A 20,529-nucleotide genomic window follows, 5' to 3' on the forward strand; every position below is an offset into this window, starting at 1 on the left:
GGTCACCTCTTAGTCGTGGTATTCTCCGCGATCCCATTTTTCAAGGAATTCTGTAAAGAAGTTTGCATCTGCTTGATGAGCATTGTGACTTTCAAGGTGTTCAATTTTCGCAATCAATTTCTTGTTTTCTTCAGATGGTTTGTATTCAGCATGGATGAAAGCTTCGATGATATCACACATGAGCAATTCACCAGTAATCTTACCACCAAAACCGATAACGTTAGCGTTCAATTCTTCTTTAGCATAAAGGGCTGTTGTCATATCACGAACCAAGGCAGAACGAACACCAGGAACTTTATTTACAGCGTTGTTGATACCAACACCAGTACCACAGATACATACTCCAAGATCAGCTTGACCGCTAGTTACAGCTTCCCCTACTTTTTTACCAAAGATTGGGTAGTGAGTACGTGTATGGTCATATGTACCAAAGTCAATGACTTCATATCCTTTTGATTTCAAAAATTCTGAAACCGCCATTTTTTCATCTGTTACGATGTGGTCACATCCAATTGCAATTCTCATTTTTAACTTACCTTTCTTACTGTAATCTAATTAGCACATTTTGTTCAACATGTCGACACGAATTTGGTGACGTCCACCATCGTATTTACCGTTAACGAATCCTTTAGCAATGTTTTTAGCCAACTCATCACCAACAAGTTGTGCACCCATAGTGATCATACGTGAGTTGTTGTGACCACGAGTCATATAAGCTGAACGTTCGTCAGATACTTCTGCAGCAACCATTCCTTTGATCTTAGTTGCGACCATAAATGGACCAGCCCCATAAGCATCAATCACGATACCAAGGTTTTGTTCTTCTTTGTTTACTTCTGCAGCAACAGCAAGAGTCACATCAACAAAGTCTTGACCTTCAGCTGTAACATCCACAACGTGGAAGTTTTCTTTTTCCAAGAAGTCTTTCACAACTTCTTTCAATCTCAAACCTGCAGCATCTGCACCGATAACAATAGACATATTGTATACTCCTTTTTATTTTTCTAGGCTAGTAAAACCTTTTATAGTTAACAGTTTACCTACAAAAGCTTTCTAGCAGTTTATTGACAAATTGGATTGAATGAGATGAATGACACCTTATTCAAATTTAGGAAAGCTGTTTCCTAGAAATAATTCTTCTCCACGAAAGAGAATATAACAAGCGATTGTTTGTTTGTTACAAACATCATTTGTTGCTTACAAACATAATATACTCCTATTTCCTGAAAAAGTCAACAGTTAGTGTTTGTTTTTGTGTTTTTTAACTAAAAAATTTCGATGTCAAAACCAATTTGATCCACTTGACCAGGTTCTAGCAGACGAACATTCTTCTTATCTTCTAGATGATCTCCTTCTTCAAGGGATGTTGACAAGCCAGACCATGGTTCAAAAGCAATGAAAGGTCCCTTATTCAAAGTTGACCAGATGATGAGGTTTGGAAACTCTGCAAAGTGTACTTTCAATCCCTTAGCATGTTTACGAGAACGAAGGGCAATTGTTCTAGATTGCAATTTATCTAAGGTGACTGCATCTGTGCTGAAAAGATCATAACTAAGATCTATTTCTTTTTGCCCCTCTAGCCATGGACTTCTATCTTGAAAATCCAACATACCAGTTTCTGGGAAAGGACGTGGAACAGAGCAAGTCTCTTCTTTCTCAAACTCTAGATAATAATCTTCATAGACCTCATCATCAAATAGAGGACAATTAAATCCTGGATGTCCACCAATAAAGTAAGGCATGACCTTGCTAGTTTCTTTATTAAAGATCTTGTATTGAGTCCGCACTGTCTTTCCAGAAAGGCTATAAGTGATCTCTAGGCGGAAATGATAAGGATAGTTTTGATAGCTATTCTCATCGTCTTCAATTGCAAAAGTTACACTCTTGTCTGTATGTTCGACTAATTCAAATTCTTTCTTACGAACCAAACCATGACGAGGAATGTTTCCTTTGCTTTCTTGTCCTTTCTCATCTATATAGAGGGCTGTATCCTCTCTCAAAGAACCACAAATGGGGAAGAGAACAGGAGCTTGTCCACTCCAATAAGTGGCATCCCCTTGCCACAAATACTCCAGTCCCTCAGCATCTTTTATAGAAGAAAGAGCCCCACCAAAACTGTTAAATTGAACTCTTAATTGTTCTGATCTTAATTCAATTACCATTATTTTCTCCGAATTCTTGATAGTTTATAAAAAACTAGGCTGTCACTCCTAGAAGGTATGACAACCTAGTTTCAACAATTTACATTTTATAGGAGCGCATTATTTTGCTTTTGCTGCGTACTCTTCGTTACGTTTGATCATTTGTTTTCTGTACCATGCAAAGATACCGATATAGAACACAAGGAAGACTACCGCACCAAGGATTGCTTTGATATCACCAGTTGTAGTGTTACCAATTGTCCAACCAAGAAGTTTTTCGATTGGTCCTTCAAGAGTTGAGTGAGTAATCAATTGAGTTTCACTAACACCTGCTGGGAAGGCACCTACACCTTTAGCAAGTTCTGTTGCAAATGGTGCGATAAGTGTACCTGAAAGAAGGAAGAGTGGCAACAAGAGTGTTCCGAAAATAATCATGCGGAGCAATTTACCACGTGTTACAACCAAGAGAGCTGGAGTAACACCCATAGCGATGATACCTGCAAGTGGCAAGATACCATTTCCGACTTTTGAAAGAAGCACCGCTTCAATCAACATGATTGGTGCAAGCACGTTAGCACAAGCCCAGATTTCAGCACGACCAGCGATGAATGGCCAGTCAAGACCGATGTTGAATTTACGTCCTTGAAGACGTTTAGTAGCAACGTTTGTAATACCTTGTGATAGTGGTTCTACGGCAGCGATGAACCATGAACCGATAAGTGAGAAGAGTTCCAAAGATACACCGGCTGTCAAACCAAGAGACAACCATCCTTTGATAACAAGACGCCATTTATCTGCATCTGCAACACCTTCAATTGGATGTGGAGTTCCCATAATACCGATAACAATACCAAGAATGAAACCGATGAAGAATTTAGAACCCCAGAAACCGATTTTTTTGTTCAATTTAGCAGCATCAAAGTCATATTTATCAAGACCTGGGAAGAATTTTTCAAAAATCTTATCCAAAACCATGATAACTGGGTTCATCATATAGTTCATGTGAGTTGATGTCATTGGTGATGAACTTGGTGCGTTAAGAAGGTCGTCAAATGTAGGTTTCATCAAGTCAGAGTTGATAATTTTCAACACACCGACAAGGACGATAGCTGCTGTAGCAATAAAGAGTGAAACTCCTTGGCTCACACCATTGTTGTCTGCATACCATTTAATCAAAAGACCTGTGATAGACAAGTGCCAGATATCAAAGATATCAACGTCAAGTGTATCAGTTTTCTTCATAGCTAGCATCACTATGTTGACAATCAACATGATGAGCAAGAAGTATAGTGTCCAAGCAGATCCCCAAGTGATTGTTGCAAGTGGTGCCCAACCAACGTCAGTGATACTCAATTGGATACCAGTGTTTTCAACGAATTTTGCTAGTGATGCTGAGAAAGCACCATTCAGCATACCGATGATAGCACCGATACCAGTAAGAGCGATGGCAAGTTTGATACCACCTTCAAGCGCTTTGGAGAATTTCACTCCAAAAAGTAGAGCCAATATTGTCAAAATGATTAACATGATGACAGGACCACCCATATCTAAGACGGGTGTAAAGACCTTTTTGATTAGGTCAAAGATTGCATCCATAACAGTTCCTCCCTTTTTATGTTATATGAATGTTAACAAATTAGAATTAGCTTAATCCGTGTTCTTTAATAGCTGCTTCAATATTGTCAAATACTGGAGCACTCATAGCTGGGATACGGAATAAGATTGGTCCAGCTTCGATAACTGGAATACCTGGATCAAAACCAAGATCTGTCGCAGCAATTGGTGTGAAGATGTCATAACCTTTGATAAGATCTTCGTTAACGTCTTTGACCATGACTGCATCACAGTGAACATCAAAACCGCGGTTTGAAAGTTCTTCTTCAAGAGCACTTTTAATTTGGTGGCTTGAGTTAACACCTGCACCACAGGCAGCAAGAATTTTAATCATATGGATTTCCTCCGATTTAATATTTTTAATAGACAAGATTAAGCGATTGCTTCAGCAATATAAGCATAGAGAGCTTCTGGTTCAGAAATTTTTGATAGGTCTTCAAGATGACCATTTCCAGTAAAGAAGTCCATCAACTGAGCAAGAATGTTCGTTTGACTTGAACTTGAGTTATTAATGATAAAGAAGAGTAAAGATACTTCTACTTCCTTATCTGGTGCAATCATATTGTGGAAAGTCACCGGTTTATCCAATCGAACAACCACAACTTTTTCAGCTAGATTATGAACAATATCTGTATGAGGAATAGCCACATTCGGCAAATCCTTACCCAAAAATTCCATATCTAGGCCAGTTGGAAATGACTTTTCACGCGTGATCAAGGCTTCACGATAAGTTGGAGTTACGATTTCTCGTTCTTCCAATAAAGTTGCTACCTGATCAAAGAGATGTTCTTGATTATCCGCTTCTAAGCAAAACACAAGGTTTTTGTCAAAGAAATGATCTAATCCCATAAGGTTTCCCCTTCTTTCCATTAACTTTATGCTATAAGTATAACACTATATGAAATCGTTGTCAATATTTTTTTGTTGTTTTTTGTCTCTTTTTTTATATTTTTGTTGTTTTTATAGCTTGTTGCATAAAAACAAACATATAAACAAACAATTCAAACAATTTTTCTGTTCTAGAAATAAAAAAGCAGACTATTTAAGCCTGCTTTAAGATTGATTCTTATATAAATTTCCTATGAACAAGGAAAAGCAATTATGACAACTTATTCTTCATCCATACTCAAGACGCTAAGGAAGGCTTCTTGTGGAACTTCTACTGATCCGATAGCTTTCATGCGTTTCTTACCAGCTTTTTGTTTTTCAAGGAGTTTGCGTTTACGAGAAACGTCACCACCGTAACACTTGGCAAGTACGTTCTTACGAAGGGCCTTGATATCAGTACGAGCGACAATCTTGTGTCCAATTGCTGCTTGGATAGGAACCTCAAATTGTTGACGAGGAATAATTTTCTTAAGTTTATCAACGATGAGTTTCCCACGTTCGTAGGCAAAGTCCTTGTGAACAATAAAGCTGAGGGCATCCACCTTGTCTCCGTTGAGAAGGATATCCATTTTCACTAGCTTAGATGGGCGGTACTCTGACAATTCATAGTCAAAGCTTGCATAACCGCGAGTTGAAGACTTAAGCTTATCAAAGAAGTCAAAGACGATTTCAGCCAGTGGAATTTGATAGATAACATTGACACGGTTATCATCGATATAATCCATAGTCACAAAGTCCCCACGCTTGCGCTGAGCTAGCTCCATCACTGCTCCGACGAACTCCTGTGGTACCATGATCTGCGCCTTAACATAAGGCTCTTCAATGGTCGCAATCTTAGTTGGGTCTGGAAACTCAGATGGGTTAGACACATCCATAGACTCACCGTCGGTCAAATTAACTTTGTAAATAACAGACGGAGCTGTCATGATGAGGTCAATATTGAACTCACGCTCTAAACGTTCCTGGATAACATCCATATGAAGAAGTCCAAGGAAACCACAACGGAAACCAAATCCAAGTGCCTGAGATGTTTCTGGTTCAAATTGGAGACTAGCATCATTCAGCTGCAATTTTTCAAGCGCTTCACGTAGGTCATTGTACTTGTTTGATTCGATTGGATAGAGACCCGCAAAAACCATAGGATTCATCTGTTTGTAACCATGTAATGGCTCTGCTGCAGGATTGGTTGCCAAGGTAACGGTATCACCCACACGAGTGTCCTGAACCGTCTTGATAGAAGCTGCAATATAACCAACGTCCCCAGTCGCAAGGAAATCACGACCAACTGCTTTCGGAGTAAAAATACCAACTTCCGTAACATCAAAGGTCTTGCCATTGCTCATGAGCTGAATCTTATCACCAGGTTTAACAACTCCATCCATGACACGCACTTGGAGAATAACCCCACGGTATGCATCGTAAACAGAGTCGAAAATCAAAGCCTTAAGAGGCGACGTCACATCACCCGTTGGTGCTGGTACTTTTTCTACAATTTGCTCTAGAATTTCTTCTATACCAATACCAGCCTTAGCAGAAGCCAAAACTGCTTCACTGGCATCCAAACCAATGACATCCTCAATCTCAGTACGCACGCGCTCAGGGTCTGCTGCTGGCAGGTCAATTTTATTAATGACTGGCATGATTTCCAAATCATTGTCCAAGGCCAGATAAACGTTGGCAAGGGTTTGAGCCTCAATACCTTGAGCGGCATCGACCACCAAAATAGCTCCCTCACAGGCAGCTAGCGAACGTGAAACTTCATAGGTGAAGTCTACGTGCCCAGGTGTGTCAATCAAGTGAAAAATATAAGTTTCCCCATCTTTTGCAGTATAATTCAGCTCGATGGCATTCAACTTAATGGTAATCCCACGTTCCCGTTCTAGATCCATGCTATCTAAGAGCTGAGCCTGCATTTCACGACTTGAAACCGTCTCTGTCTTTTCCAAAATGCGGTCTGCTAGAGTCGATTTCCCATGGTCAATATGGGCGATAATAGAGAAGTTACGAATCTTCTCCTGTCGTTTTTTCAATTCTTCTAAGTTCATGATTCTCTTCCTTTCAGGGTATCTATTTATTATAAATTGTTTTTGATATTTTGACAAGACCATACCCTGCTAGGAGTACTAATCTTCAGCAACAAAGCCGTCATTCTCAATAAAGTGGTGTTCTGTCATTCCTTGGTCAGTAAAGACAATCCCATGAAGGACACCACCATAAACAGCTCCTCCATCCATTCCAATCTTGCCATCTTCTGTAGTCCAAAGCTCAGCAGTACCACGCTCTTGCTTTAACAAACCATAGACCGGTGTATGGCCAAAGACAATGATTTTTCCAGTATGATTTTCTGCTTCGTGGAATGGTTTTCTAAGCCATACTTTCTTGTAATCTGTGGTTTCATGCCAGTCGTCTAAGGTCAAATCAATACCTGCGTGCACAAAGATATACTTGTCTGTCTCTACCACAAATGGCATTTGACGAATAAATTCGACCAAGTCTGCTGCTTCAGTAGCAACACGCTTGGCATCCTCAACTCCATCAACCGGTGCATCCAAAGGACGACCTAGGATAGAGTTAATGGTTGTATCTCCACCATTGCGACGATAGTGATCATAGCTTTCTTCTGGGTCATCGAGCCAAGTCAGAAACATATACTCGTGATTTCCAGACAAACAGATAGCTCCTCGATTGTCCACTAAGTCCTTAACCATCTCTAGGACACGGCGACTATCTTCACCACGGTCAATCAAGTCCCCTAGAAAAAGCAACTGGGTCTGACCATCCCATGTTTTGAGAAGGTCTTCCAGCATCCCAGCTTTTCCGTGAACATCTCCAATTACATAATAGTCTGTCATCTTACTTCTCCCTGTTTCTCAACAATTCTCTGGCTTGCGATAGGGCAGCTTCTGTCACATCATCACCTGCCAACATCTTGGCAACTTCTTCCACTCGCTCTTCAACCGTCAAGAGACGAACAGTCGAAACTGTTGAATGGTCATTGCTAATCTTCTCAATAAAGAATTGATAATCCGCAATCGCAATCACTTGTGGCAAATGGGAAATAGCCAGAACCTGACCATGCTGGCCAATCTTGTGAATCTTCTGCGCAATAGCCTGAGCCACACGACCTGAAACTCCCGTATCCACTTCGTCAAAGACAATACTAGTCTTGCCCTCTTTACGAGAAAAAGCAGACTTAATGGCTAGCATGAGACGAGATAATTCCCCACCAGACGCAACCTTGACCAAGGGTTTAAAGTCTTCACCAGGGTTGGTTGAAATGTAAAATTCGACCGTTTCATTTCCCTCACGACTGAATTTGCCCTTGTTAAAACGAACCTGAAACTGGGCTTTTTCCATATACAGGTCTTGCAGTTCTTGTTTAATCTCTGCTTCTAGCTGCTGGGCCAGGTCATGACGAGCAGATGCAAGTTGACCTGCCAAATCGACAAGATTGACTTCCAACTTCTTAAGCTCTGCTTCCATGTCCTCAGACGAAAGGTTATTACCTGTCAAGAGATTGTATTCTTCCGTAATCTTGGCAAAATAAAGCAAAACATCATCAACAGTCCCACCATACTTACGGGTAATAGTATGAAGAAGGTCCAAACGATTCTCAACCTGCATGAGACGATTGCCGTCAAAATCAAGGTCCTCAATAATAGCTTCCAGACGCTTGCTAATATCTTCTAAGACATAGTAGGTCTCAGACAGAGAACTCGAAATTTCACGGTATTCAGGGTCATACTCTTCGACACTTTCCATGTCATTCATGGCAGAACGAACATTGGCCAGACTTGAAAAATCTTCATTGTCCAACATACTATAGGCATTGGTCAGCGTATCCGCAATATTTTTATGATTGAGCAGTTTATCACGCTCTTGATTGAGAGCCAAGTCTTCTCCAGCCTGCAAATTTGCTGCCTCAATCTCTGCCATTTGAAATTCCAACATTTCAATACGTGCCTTGTGTTCCTGTTGGTTTTTCTTGACTTCCAGAACCTGCTTACGCATTTTACGGTAGGCATCAAAACTCGTTTGATAGGTCTCTTTCAATTCCCAAAAAGCTGCATCACCAAATTCATCCAACATCTGGATATGAAGTTGAGGACGCATTAACTCCTCTTGATCATGCTGGCCATGTATATCTACCAGATGCTGTCCAATAGCACGCAAAACAGACAGATTGACCATCTGGCCATTAACACGACTAATACTCCGACCATTTTGCAAGATTTCTCGACGGATGATAATCTCATCCCCCAATTCCAAACCTTGCTCATCAAAAATTTCCTGCAAAAGGCGACTATTCTCAACTGAGAAAAGCCCCTCAATCTCTGCCTTTGGCGCACCATGACGAATAACATCTGTCGTCGCACGAGCTCCCAACATCATATTCATGGCATCAATGATAATCGACTTCCCTGCACCCGTTTCACCAGTCAGGACAGTCATCCCCTTTTCAAAATTAAGGGAAATAGCCTCAATAATGGCAAAGTTTTTTATCGAAATTTCAAGTAACATACAGACCTACCAATTTTTTACTTGTTCAAAGATTTCCTCAGCTAGACTTTCACTTCTGGCAATGACTAAAATTGAGCTATCATCAGCTAAACAGCTAAAAATCTTGTCTGCAAAAGTCTCGATTAACTGAGCTTTTACAAAAGCTGTATTTCCTGGAATGACTTGGAGATTGATCATCTTATCCATCAATTCAGCCGATTCGATATTGTCTTCAGCCAGTTGCAAACTTTTTACGATTGATTTTGGCAATTCATAGACATAGGTGTTGTCTCTCAAAGGAATTTTGACAATTCCCAGCTCCTTGATATCTCGTGATACCGTCGCTTGAGTGGCAGTGATTCCTGCTTCTTTCAAATATTCTACAATTTCTTCTTGCGTGCCGATTTGATAATCTGTCACAAATCGTCTAATTTTTTCAAGTCTCTCTTTTTTATTCATTTTTAAATTGACTATGCGCCCTCTCTACTACTTCTTCAATTTCAGCAAGAACACGATTACTTGCTGACTCTTCTTTTTTCAAATACGCTAAAAACTCTATATTTCCATGTCCACCTTGGATGGGAGAAAAGTCCAAACCAAGGACTGAAAAGCCTTCCTCTACTGCCATGGTTGTGACAGATTCAAGAACATTCTGATGCACCTTGGCATCACGAATGATTCCATTTTTTCCAATCTGCTCACGGCCTGCCTCAAACTGAGGCTTTACTAAAGCCACAACCTGACCTTGATTAGCCAAGACACGGTGCAGGGCAGGTAAAATCAGACTGAGGGAAATGAAACTCACATCAATACTGGCAAAGCTCGGTTCCTTTTCGAAATCAGTCTTTTCAGCATAGCGGAAATTAAACTGCTCCATGCTGACAACTCGTGGGTCTTGACGTAATTTCCAAGCCAACTGATTGGTACCGACATCAACTGCAAAGACAAGTTCAGCACCATTTTGCAACATGACATCGGTAAACCCTCCAGTAGAAGCCCCGATATCAATCGTTGTTGCCCTTTCCACTGACAAATCAAAAACCTGCAAGGCCTTTTCCAGTTTCAAGCCACCACGGCTAACATACTTGAGTTTCTCCCCCTTGAGTTTTAGTTCGGTGTCATCTGGAATTTTCTCTCCTGGTTTGTCAAACCGTTCTCCGTTAAGAACTGCTACGACTAGACCAGCCATGACACCGCGCTTAGCTTGCTCTCTCGTTTCAAACAAGCCTTGTTTATAAGCTAGTACATCCACTCTTTCCTTAGCCATTGATTCTCAAACTTTCTACTACTTCTACAATCGATTCTATCTCAAAGGGAACCTGCTCAGCAATTTCGTCTAATTTTGCATTAGCTTGATCCAAGGTCTGGTTACAAAAGGAAATAGCCTCTTCCAATCCCAACAAGGCTGGATAGGTTGACTTTTCTGCCTGCAGGTCCTTTTGAGGTGTCTTGCCAATTTCCTCAAAACTAGCAGTCACATCCAGTACATCATCTCGAACTTGAAAAGCAAGTCCAATCAATTCCCCAACAGTTTTCAGTTTTGCTTGGATTTCAGGTGCCAATTCAGCTATAATAGCTGCCGCTTGGAAGGGATAGGCTAGTAACTTCCCAGTCTTATTGGAATGAATAGTCTGGAGTTCTGCCAAAGACAAGTGCTGGTGTTCGCCTTCCATGTCCAAAACCTGGCCTGCTACCATGCCAAGACTTCCTGAAGCAAGAGATAAGTTGGCAATCAAGTCTACCTTTATCTGACTTGGCAAATCCGCCTGCGCTATCAAGGCATAAGGATCTAGGAACAAGGCATCTCCTGCCAAAATTGCCATTGCTTCTCCAAATTTCTTGTGGTTGGTCAAGCGTCCCCGACGGTAATCGTCATCATCCATAGCTGGGAGATCGTCATGAATCAAGCTCCCTGTATGGATCATTTCCAAGGCCGCAGCTACCTGCGCGTGAGCCGGTTTAATAGCGACCTGCAAGGCTTCCAGAACTTCTAGCAGAAGAAAAGGTCGAATACGCTTGCCACCAGCATGAATGGAATAGAGAACAGACTCCCGCAAACTAGAGGCAAACTGCTGGTCTCCATAAAAGGCTTCCAAAGCCGACTCGACAAGAGCTAATTTTTCTTGCTTTTTCATTCAAAATCACTTTCTGTTCCGTCTTCTTGCATGACCTTAACCAAGGTTTTTTCAGCCTTGTCCAGCGTTGCTTGGAGTTCTTTTGATAAGACCATGCCCTTTTGAAAGGCAGCAATCGCATCTTCCAAAGCAATTTCACCATTTTCCAAACTTTGGACAATAGTCTCCAGTTCTGCTAGATTTTCCTCAAATTTCTTTTGTTTTGACATCTTTAACCTCTAATTCTACTCGACCATCTCGCATCAAAAGCGTCACTTGGTCTTTTTTCTTCAAACTCTCAACCGAATCAACCACGGTCTCTTCTTTTTTGACAATAGCATAACCACGCGCCACAATTCGGCTAGTATCTAACATGAGCAAGGCTTCTGAAAGTCGCTTCACTTCAGCAACCTTGGCATCATAAACCAGCGCCATTTGGCTACGGAGAAGCTTGTCCAACTGACCTAGACGGTCTTGATAACGCTGAATTTTGGTAACAGGTGATAACTGGACTAGTCGATGCGTCCGTGCTTGGACGACTTGTTTGTTATCAGAAATCCGTGTACGTAAACTTTGTTTTAAACGCAGTTGCAGTTGATCCAAGCGTTGCATATAGCCATCATACAAACGCTCTGGCTGTCTAAAGATAACAGACTGACTGCATTTTTTCAAAGCTTCTTGTTTCTTATATAGGACATTTCGGACTGCTGTTGCCATCCGTTTTTCCTGATTTTGCAAATGAGCTAATAGATCCAACTTGGTCACAGGTGTTGCTAGTTCAGCTGCAGCTGTTGGCGTCGCAGCGCGGCGATCTGCCACAAAATCTGCTAAAGTCACATCTGTCTCATGTCCCACACTAGAAATGATTGGCAAACGAGATTCAAAAATAGCTCGTACCACAATTTCTTCGTTAAAGGCCCAAAGATCCTCGATAGAACCTCCACCACGACCAATAATCAGCAAGTCCAAATCGTCCCGTTGATTGGCTCGAGCGATATTTCGAGCTATTTCCTCCGCAGATCCTTCACCTTGCACCTTAGTTGGATAAAGCAGGATATCGACACCTGGGAATCGCCTGCTGACGGTCGTGATAATATCTCGAATAACGGCTCCACTACGACTGGTTACCACACCAATTCTCTTAGAAAATTGGGGCAAAGGTTGCTTGAAGCGTTCTTGGAACAGACCTTCTTCTGTCAATTTTTTCTTGAGTTGTTCAAACTGAATCGCAAGCGCACCAACTCCATCAGGCTCTGCCTTCTCAATGATGATGGAGTAGCTACCACTTGGTTCATAGACCTGCACACGCCCAATCACATTGATTTTCATTCCTTCTTCCAGGTCGAAACCTAATTTCTGATAAATTCCAGACCAGATGGTCGCTTGAATGACTGCGTGGTCATCTTTTAAGGAGAAATATTGGTGAGTAGGTCGTTTACGAAAGTTGGAAACTTGACCAGTTAAATAGACCCGTTCCAAGTAAGGGTCTTTATCGAATTTCATTTTCAGATACTTGGTCAAAGTTGTTACCGATAAATACTTTTCCATCTCCACCTACTATTCATTTTCTTGCTCTTTCATAGGTATTATTATACCAAAAATATGCCTAAAAATCTCCATTTATGTACCATTATGAAGGAAAAATAGAAAAAGGAGGCAAGGCCTCCACATCTGATTATTTGCTGTTTCGAGCTTCTTCCAAAATCTTTGCAATCTTGGTTGTCAAAAGATCGATAGCAACAGTATTGCTGACTCCCTCAGGAATGACGATATCAGCATAACGCTTGGTTGGTTCGATAAACTGATGGTACATTGGTTTGACCACACCTAAGTACTGGTCAATAACGCTATCAAGGCTACGGCCACGTTCTTCCATATCGCGCTTGATACGACGAATAATGCGCACATCATCATCTGTATCCACAAAAATCTTGATATCCATCAAATCACGCAGACGCTTATCCTCCAGGACCAAAATCCCCTCAACGATAAAGACATCTTGAGGTTCTTGGCGATAGGTTTTGCTGCTTCGTGTATGCTCTGTATAGTCATAAGTCGGAATATCCACTGGACGACCCGCCAACAATTCCTTAATCTGCTCGATCATCAAGTCTGTATCAAAGGCAAAAGGATGGTCATAGTTAGTTTTGATACGCTCTTCAAAGGTCAAGTGAGACTGATCCTTGTAGTATGAATCATGCTCAATCATGGAAATCTTTTCATCAGGGAAATGCGATAAAATGGCTCTTGAAACACTGGTCTTACCTCCACCAGAACCACCTGTCACTCCGATAATGATTGGTCTATTTTGCATGCTATCCTCCGTTTTTTTATCCGTGGTCTATTCTATCACATTTTTTACAAAATTTATAGTCTGGTTTGGATAGTTTAGGGGAAGAATTCCAATTCTTACACTTCAATTATACTAGCTAAAAACCTTCCTTGGCTTGTAAAGATCCCCCCGTTTTTCAAGAATGGCTAGCAATTTGTCATCTTCAAAGGCAGCCAATTCCTTATCCGACTGTTCTAGCTCGATAAAACGACCAAAGCGTACTTCTGCAGCCTGTTCTTGAGTTAAGAAAACTTTAACAAGATCCCCTGTCCCAATCTCTAGAGGGTGGAGAAAGTCCAGTTGACCAGCCTCCACTCTTTCAGCAATTTCTTCCAAGGTAAGAGCGTCTTCTAATTGTAAACCCGCTGCACTAGTCCGTGTCAAATGGGACATATGAGCCGCATAACCCAGCTTCTCTCCCAAGTCAACCGACAAGGTACGGATATAAGTACCTTTACTGCATTTCACACGGAAAGTAAAACGTGCAAGATGACACTCATAAGAAATCGGACTTGTCCGATCAAATTGATAAATGTTCACCTGACGTTCTGGACGCTCCACTTGCTGACCGGCACGCGCATACTCATAGAGCTTACGACCATTGACCTTAACAGCTGAATACATAGGCGGAATCTGGGTAATAGGCCCAGTCAGATTCGTAATCGCTTCATCCACAATGGTTTCATCTAAAGGTGACAAAACAGGTGTCTCAGCGACTACTTCACCACTGGCATCTTCAGTCGTCGTGGAATAGCCAAGTGTGATTTCACCCTCATAGACCTTGCCCTCATCCTGCATAAACTCGACCATGCGTGTCGCTTTGCCAACCGCAATGGGCAAAACACCCACCACATCCGGATCCAAGGTCCCACCATGACCAATCTTCTTAGTTCCCAAAATCTTACGCAGTTTAAAAACCGCATCATGCGAGGTCATCCCCGCTTCTTTTCTTAAGTTGATAATACCGTTCATGTCTTGCTATCTACTCCCCCTTCAATGCTTCAAATTTCACTTTCATGGTTGGATTTTTCCGGGTCAATTTTTACAGAGGCGTCGTCTACCTTTTATTCTCTTTTTTACAAATTTTAATTAACAATAATTCTTTGTAATTCCTCAATCTCTGGAGGAGGACAATTGTTCTGTTTTTGAATATGTTGTAATACATTTCGTCTTTCATCTAAAGATAATAATGGGAGTATACTTTTGATGCCATCTAGATAGAAAATATCATTCTCTATCTTATCAGTCTCCATTAATTTCAGAAACATTTTTTTCAACAAATCAAAATTGTTAAGTTCTTCATGATTTAATTTATAATTCATTCCTCGTAAAGATAATTTCTGATTATAAGTTGTTACATAATCACTTAATTCCTCTATGAATAAAGCAAATCTATTTTCTTTAAGATTTTCATTATATAATAAATAAAAAATTGTCACCAGATAGTTCGCACTTGGGTCAGATTTGAATAATGCTCGCAACCATTCTTTAGAATATCTAAATTCATAGTCTTCTGTAAAAATGATATTTATCATTTGACTATAGTTATTCTTTGATATAGAAAACGAATCAATAGTTGGATCTACCCTCTCTAAAGCAACTAGATAAACTTTATAAAGAATTTGATTGTCCTCAATTTTTTTGTTTAGAATATCCCTTACTACATCTGTGAAAACATCCGCAGCTTCGACAGTAATTGTAGAATGATAATACGCAAATCCTAAAAAGGTGTTGTAAGTTACATTGATTCTGTTTGGATTGTATTCATTTAATAAAATACCTTGAGCAAACTCCCTATAATCGGTATCTATTACTGAATTTATTATTTGAATAATTACATCTCTATAACCTGAATGATTTATAAATAATGATATTAAACATTGAAAATACGATCCCATTTCACTATTTATAAAATGAAGTATATCTAATTGTTTATTATCACCTTTTGGTGTTGAGAGTTCATTCACATTGATACTAAGTAATTTTTCAAAAATATCTATATCCGTATTTTGTTGTTTTATATGATATTCAAAAAATTTCTGATCGTTAGAATCAAAACTTTCTTTGTTAAATCTTTTTAAATATTTTTCTCTAACAATATTTCTCAAATTTTCTTCTATTTCAGGAGAACTGATAATTTTTACATATAATCTCTTATATTTTGGATATAAGTCATCTATATGATTTTTCAATAAATTAGAAACCTTTTTAGATATTTCATTTGATTCTTTTAAAACAGTAATCAAGAAATTTTCCGTTTCATTTATCGTCTTTTCTTCTAAAAACGAAGAGCCTCTTTGTTCCTTTTCTGCGTTGACTAATATCTCTAATACTCTAGATTCATCGTACTCTACAAGATTTTCTTGAGTTAAATATGAAAATTGTGAAACACAACCTTCTTCTAGTGAAGATATCCAATTTCTATAAGGTTTTTTTGGTATTTCAATATTTTTTTCTCTAATAATACTTCTGTGTTCTTTAATAAAAGTGTTTAATTCCTCTCCAAAGTGAATATTTGAAAAATCAATTTTATCAATTAACCTCTTGATAAATTCTAAATCCAAATTAATTTCATTATCCAATTGAACAAGCAATTTTTGAATTAATATAGTACTTATTAAGTCTTCAGAATCACTTTCTAAAAACTCTTCCTCTTCAATAAATAATTTTTTGGACTTTAGAAGATCATAAAGAAATTTAACAACATCATACTCTTTTAATTGATACTCTATAGAGTAGTAATTATAACTTGAAAATTCTGGATTATTTAGTATGGACATTAATTTGTTAACACATTCGTAATTTAAGTTAACTTCTACTTCACTATCTTCCTCTGTATATAAATCACGATTTTGCTGTTCAAAAGTACTTACTAGCCAGTAACCCAAAAGAGTTTTATCTTTATTAAAGTTAGAATTAACGATATATCCATCTTTGGATATAATTTCTCTCAGTTCATTAAGCTTATTATTATTTGTAAAACTAGAAATTTTATTATCTATCGCATAATTATAGACAAAGAATACATCATCTATAAAGTAATTTTGAGAGCCCTCATAAATTATTTTATAAATCACATCCCACTCATTATCACTTAACTTTTCAATATTCTTAACAATAAACTTCCAAAATGCAAGGACAAAATTTTTTTTAATTACTGTTAGAGTTTCACCCCGAAACAGAGCATTTAACATTAGCTGATCTAGTTGATTATTATCATTTTCAATAACCTTATCTAAAACAGAGCTTAGATACTTAAAATCATTAGAAATACTATCTAGATTTTTATTATACTCTTCTTGATTTATAGAAGGATTCAAAAGATTGTTCCACTGATTATAAAAATCATGTATGCCCAATTTTTCATTAATATCAGCAACTAATTTTTTTACAAAAAGAGGTAATTTCTCAAATTCATCTCCGTACCAAATAATCTGAGTATGGTTTTCTGAGCTAAAAAATCCTTCAACAACACCTCTATAATGTTCATCAGCTCTCTGATTACCTGTGTTCTCTGACTTCATCAAGGCATAGTTCTTACTATCTTTACAAAGTAAAGATAAAATTTCATCTTCTTCAAGACCTGCTCCAATAAATAAAACAGTAGGTTTTGTCTCTTTAAACCATGTTACTAGATTTTCAAAATTTTCCCTATTTTTTAAATAGGTTTTTGAATAATCTGCGGATGAACTTACAAAATACTTTACATCACAATCTGGTGTTCCATGGATATGTAGAACATCACCAAATTGTAGTTTCCCTTTCTTGTTCTTAGTAAATTCATTGAGATCATTAATAGTAACTACAGAATTTTTTAAACGTTTAATATGATTTTCAATTTCATAGTCGTAGTTAGAAGTAATAAATATTGCATTTAAACTCGCTAAAGATTCTACTGTTTGATTAACTATTGAATATGGTAGCAGATTTTTAAAATATCCTTTTTCAAAATCTAGTCGTCGCTTTTCAAAATCTTCACCAAAAACTTTTTTTAATTCATAGTTTACTAGATCCACTTTACGTTTATTACTAATACTAGATTTGCTAATTAAATCAAAAACTACGTGATGTTCTCTTCCAAGCCTTTTTTCACCACTTACCGATAAAACTTGTCCTTGCCAATACTTAATAAGATGTTCAATATAATTGTTCCAATTAGGATAACCTTGAGCAATTGAAACTCCTGCGCCAATAAAAATTACTAAGTTTAACTTTTTTATAGCCTCGGTTACATCATCTATCAAATTTTCATAATTAAGATCATCTTCCATAACTTATTTCCTCACTCCCCCTTCAGTGCTTCAAATTTCGCTTTCATGGTTAGATTTTTACGGGTCAATTTTTTAACAGAAACATCTTCTAATTTGTTGTTAGCTAGACGGAGTTGGTTTTCAGATGTTGTCAGGAACTTCTTAACCTCTTCCATGCGTTTGATAGCCTTGTCAATTTCATCAATTGCCTTACCAAAGTTGGTCGAAGCCGAATTATAGTTCTTAGCAAAAGCTAGCTTAAAGGCATCCAAGTCCTCTTCAAAATGAGTGATGTCAATATTTTGTTCGCGAACCAAGGCCAGCTCTTGCTTGTATTTTAGGGAATTAAGCGCCGCATTACGCAAGAGTCCAATCAGCTGAATGAAGAACTGGGGGCGAACCACATACATCTTTTCATACTCGTGACTAACGTCAACAATCCCTGTGTTAAAGTAGTCATTATCGGCCTCAAGCATAGTCACCAAAACCGCATATTCACAGTTCTTCTCCCGACGGTCCTTGTCCAATTCCTTGTAAAAATCTGCATTCTTGTGCTTCTTCTCTGTTCCATCCGCTTCGTTTTTCATCTCAAACATAATGGAGATAATCTCTACTCCATCTTCATCACACTCACGGAAGATAAAGTCACCCTTAGACCCACGCGCTGAAACCTTGTTATCCTTCTCAAAGTAAGCATTTGGAAAGGCAAAACTACGGACCTTGTTAAACTCACTCTCTGCATACTGTTCCAGACTTTCCCCGATGGCTTTTGTAGATTGCTGGGCTTTGAAATTCTTGTAAAATTCGACTTGTTCACTCGCTGCTTTGAGCTGTGCTTCATAGTTTTGCTTAACTGAAGCCAAAGATAATTCATTTTCCTTTTCCTGCAAAAGCAGTTGGTTTTTAACCTGGTCTCGTTCTTTTTCTAGGTCAGAAAGGGCCTTTTGGAGTTGATTTTCATGCTCCAAACGCAAGGTCGCCAATTTGTTTTCCAAGGCCTGTACTTCCTTGTCCTTAGCCAATAAAGCCTGATGACTTGTCTGCTCAACTTCTTTCTTAGCCAATTCTTTTTCTGTATCAAAGTTTTGGATTTGACTCTGTAATTGCGCAATTTCTTGATCTTTTTGAGCAAGTTTAGACTGTTGTTCATTCATGGCCTTTTGCTCAACCAAGGCCAGCTCCTGCTTCATCCGGTCGTGCAATTCCTTATCAAACTCTGTCGTTCTCACTTGGGACAGAAGTTCCGCATACTGACTCTCATTTACTGTAAAGACTTCCCCACAATTGGGACATTTGATTTCATTCATAACTTTCCTCTTTCTAGACTTCTGTAACCATTATATCATGCCCGAGGGAAAATCAAAAACAGTGAGTCGAAACCCACTGTTTATCTTCTTTTACTTTAAATTTTTTCCAAGGCCAAGCGCAAATCTTCTATCAAATCCTCTACATTTTCAAGTCCGATAGACAAACGGATTTGGTTTGGTGTGACGCCTGCTGCTTCAAGATCTTTTTCTGACAATTGACCGTGAGTGGTTGTAGCTGGATGGACAACAAGAGATTTAGCATCTGCTACGTTTGCAAGGTCAGAAAAAATTTCTAAATGATCAATTACCTTGCGAGCTTCTGCCTCCCCACCTTTGACATGGAAGGTAAAGATTGAGCCCACACCTTTTGGCAAGTATTTCTCAGCCAAGGCATGATAAGGACTATCTGCCAATTTTGGATAGTTAACTTTTTCTACCTTAGGATGGTTGACAAGGAAATCAACAATTTTCTCAGCATTTTGCACATGGCGTTCTACCCGAAGAGAGAGTGTTTCAAGTCCTTGTAGCAAGAGGAAGGCATTAAATGGTGACAAGGCCGCCCCTGTATCACGAAGCAATTGGACACGGACAGCGATAATAAATGCTGCTGCACCCACATCACGAGTATAGCTCAAATTATGGTAGCTTGGGTCTTCCTCAACAAATTGAGGGAATTTCCCTGAAGCTGCCCAGTCAAAACGACCGCTATCGACAATCACTCCACCAATAGTCGTACCATGCCCACCGATAAACTTAGTCGCAGAATGAATGGAAATATCTACACCGTGAGAAAAAACGTTAATCAAATAAGGTGTAGCAAAGGTATTATCAGAAACGAGTGGAATCTGATGCTTATGAGCAATCTCAGCCAGTTTTTCCAGGTCTGGAATGTTAATCAAGGGGTTGCCCAAGGTTTCAATCAAGACAAGCTTGGTATTGTCATTGATAGCTGCTTCCACTTCCTCCAAATTATCCACATCCACAAAGGTTGTTGTAATCCCATAACGAGGAAGGGTTTCTTTCAAGAGATTGAAGGTTCCACCGTAAATAGTTGATGCTGCCACTACATGGTCACCAGCATGGGCAAGAGCCAAAATCGTATAAGTCACCGCAGCCATACCTGATGCTGTTGCAAGAGCTCCAACACCACCTTCAAGTGCAGCGATTCTTTCTTCAAAGGCCGCTGTTGTAGGATTGGTAATACGGGTATAGATATTCCCTGGTTTTCTCAAGGCAAAAAGATCCGCACCTTCCTGCGTATCATCAAAAACAAAGGATGTTGTCTGATAAATTGGCACTGCACGAGACTTGGTAGCTGGATCCACAACTTGACCAGCATGTAGTTGCAAAGTTTCAAATTTAAAATCACGAGTCATAAAACGA

General features: G+C 39.1%; 19 protein-coding genes. All 19 read right to left on the reverse strand.

What is annotated here, in order from left to right; translation table 11 throughout:
• Positions 1 to 9 precede the first annotated feature (9 nt).
• The 19 genes from lacB to ACAM22_RS05290 all read right to left on the reverse strand — a co-directional run bounded on the left by lacB (position 10) and on the right by ACAM22_RS05290 (position 20,522).
• Complete coding sequence (lacB, locus tag ACAM22_RS05200) at positions 10 to 525, reverse strand: galactose-6-phosphate isomerase subunit LacB (RefSeq protein ID WP_369606459.1); 516 nt, start codon at positions 523 to 525, stop codon at positions 10 to 12.
• Positions 526 to 555: 30 nt separating this feature from the next.
• Positions 556 to 981, reverse strand: a complete 426-nt coding sequence (lacA, locus tag ACAM22_RS05205) for a galactose-6-phosphate isomerase subunit LacA (RefSeq protein WP_000029277.1) — start codon at positions 979 to 981, stop codon at positions 556 to 558.
• Between the two features lie 284 nt (positions 982 to 1,265).
• Positions 1,266 to 2,162, reverse strand: a complete 897-nt coding sequence (locus tag ACAM22_RS05210; RefSeq protein ID WP_369606460.1) for an aldose 1-epimerase family protein — start codon at positions 2,160 to 2,162, stop codon at positions 1,266 to 1,268.
• A gap of 99 nt (positions 2,163 to 2,261) precedes the next feature.
• On the reverse strand, positions 2,262 to 3,737 hold the full coding sequence (locus tag ACAM22_RS05215; RefSeq protein WP_369606461.1) for a PTS transporter subunit IIC: 1,476 nt from the start codon (positions 3,735 to 3,737) through the stop codon (positions 2,262 to 2,264).
• Positions 3,738 to 3,783: 46 nt separating this feature from the next.
• Entirely contained in the window at positions 3,784 to 4,089 is a 306-nt protein-coding gene (locus ACAM22_RS05220; protein ID WP_000590547.1) for a PTS sugar transporter subunit IIB, read from the reverse strand.
• A 38-nt stretch (positions 4,090 to 4,127) separates the two neighbouring features.
• Positions 4,128 to 4,604: a PTS sugar transporter subunit IIA gene (locus ACAM22_RS05225; RefSeq protein ID WP_000521972.1), complete on the reverse strand. Its 477-nt coding sequence runs from the start codon at positions 4,602 to 4,604 to the stop codon at positions 4,128 to 4,130.
• A 260-nt stretch (positions 4,605 to 4,864) separates the two neighbouring features.
• A complete protein-coding gene (lepA, locus tag ACAM22_RS05230) occupies positions 4,865 to 6,688 on the reverse strand; it encodes a translation elongation factor 4 (protein ID WP_084926386.1) in 1,824 nt (607 codons plus the stop codon).
• Positions 6,689 to 6,766: 78 nt separating this feature from the next.
• Positions 6,767 to 7,495, reverse strand: a complete 729-nt coding sequence (locus tag ACAM22_RS05235) for a metallophosphoesterase family protein (protein ID WP_369606462.1) — start codon at positions 7,493 to 7,495, stop codon at positions 6,767 to 6,769.
• A gap of 1 nt (position 7,496) precedes the next feature.
• A complete protein-coding gene (recN, locus tag ACAM22_RS05240; protein ID WP_369606463.1) occupies positions 7,497 to 9,164 on the reverse strand; it encodes a DNA repair protein RecN in 1,668 nt (555 codons plus the stop codon).
• 6 nt (positions 9,165 to 9,170) lie between these two features.
• Positions 9,171 to 9,602, reverse strand: coding sequence for an arginine repressor (locus ACAM22_RS05245; protein WP_173274545.1), 432 nt, complete (start codon positions 9,600 to 9,602; stop codon positions 9,171 to 9,173).
• Positions 9,595 to 10,410, reverse strand: a complete 816-nt coding sequence (locus tag ACAM22_RS05250) for a TlyA family RNA methyltransferase (protein ID WP_261051938.1) — start codon at positions 10,408 to 10,410, stop codon at positions 9,595 to 9,597. The genes ACAM22_RS05245 and ACAM22_RS05250 overlap by 8 nt, the downstream gene beginning before the upstream one ends.
• Positions 10,403 to 11,278, reverse strand: a complete 876-nt coding sequence (locus ACAM22_RS05255) for a polyprenyl synthetase family protein (RefSeq protein WP_369606464.1) — start codon at positions 11,276 to 11,278, stop codon at positions 10,403 to 10,405. Before ACAM22_RS05255 ends, ACAM22_RS05250 begins: the two co-directional genes overlap by 8 nt.
• Complete coding sequence (locus ACAM22_RS05260; protein ID WP_000043226.1) at positions 11,275 to 11,487, reverse strand: exodeoxyribonuclease VII small subunit; 213 nt, start codon at positions 11,485 to 11,487, stop codon at positions 11,275 to 11,277. The genes ACAM22_RS05255 and ACAM22_RS05260 overlap by 4 nt, the downstream gene beginning before the upstream one ends.
• The gene (gene xseA, locus ACAM22_RS05265; protein WP_369606465.1) at positions 11,465 to 12,805 is read right to left on the reverse strand and encodes an exodeoxyribonuclease VII large subunit; all 1,341 of its coding nucleotides are present in this window, start codon (positions 12,803 to 12,805) and stop codon (positions 11,465 to 11,467) included. The genes ACAM22_RS05260 and xseA overlap by 23 nt, the downstream gene beginning before the upstream one ends.
• A 127-nt stretch (positions 12,806 to 12,932) precedes the next feature.
• Positions 12,933 to 13,571: a uridine kinase gene (udk, locus tag ACAM22_RS05270; protein ID WP_001181365.1), complete on the reverse strand. Its 639-nt coding sequence runs from the start codon at positions 13,569 to 13,571 to the stop codon at positions 12,933 to 12,935.
• A gap of 111 nt (positions 13,572 to 13,682) precedes the next feature.
• Positions 13,683 to 14,561 (reverse strand): tRNA pseudouridine(55) synthase TruB, encoded by an 879-nt coding sequence (truB, locus tag ACAM22_RS05275; RefSeq protein WP_369606466.1) that lies wholly within the window; start codon positions 14,559 to 14,561, stop codon positions 13,683 to 13,685.
• A 113-nt stretch (positions 14,562 to 14,674) separates the two neighbouring features.
• Entirely contained in the window at positions 14,675 to 17,860 is a 3,186-nt protein-coding gene (locus ACAM22_RS05280) for a hypothetical protein (RefSeq protein WP_369606467.1), read from the reverse strand.
• An 11-nt stretch (positions 17,861 to 17,871) separates the two neighbouring features.
• Positions 17,872 to 19,146, reverse strand: a complete 1,275-nt coding sequence (locus tag ACAM22_RS05285) for a DUF2130 domain-containing protein (protein ID WP_369606468.1) — start codon at positions 19,144 to 19,146, stop codon at positions 17,872 to 17,874.
• Positions 19,147 to 19,241: 95 nt separating this feature from the next.
• Positions 19,242 to 20,522: an O-acetylhomoserine aminocarboxypropyltransferase/cysteine synthase family protein gene (locus tag ACAM22_RS05290; RefSeq protein ID WP_369606469.1), complete on the reverse strand. Its 1,281-nt coding sequence runs from the start codon at positions 20,520 to 20,522 to the stop codon at positions 19,242 to 19,244.
• Positions 20,523 to 20,529 lie beyond the last annotated feature (7 nt).

The organism is Streptococcus sp. SN-1 (assembly GCF_041154385.1).
GTDB classification, from domain to species: Bacteria; Bacillota; Bacilli; order Lactobacillales; family Streptococcaceae; genus Streptococcus; species Streptococcus mitis_CT.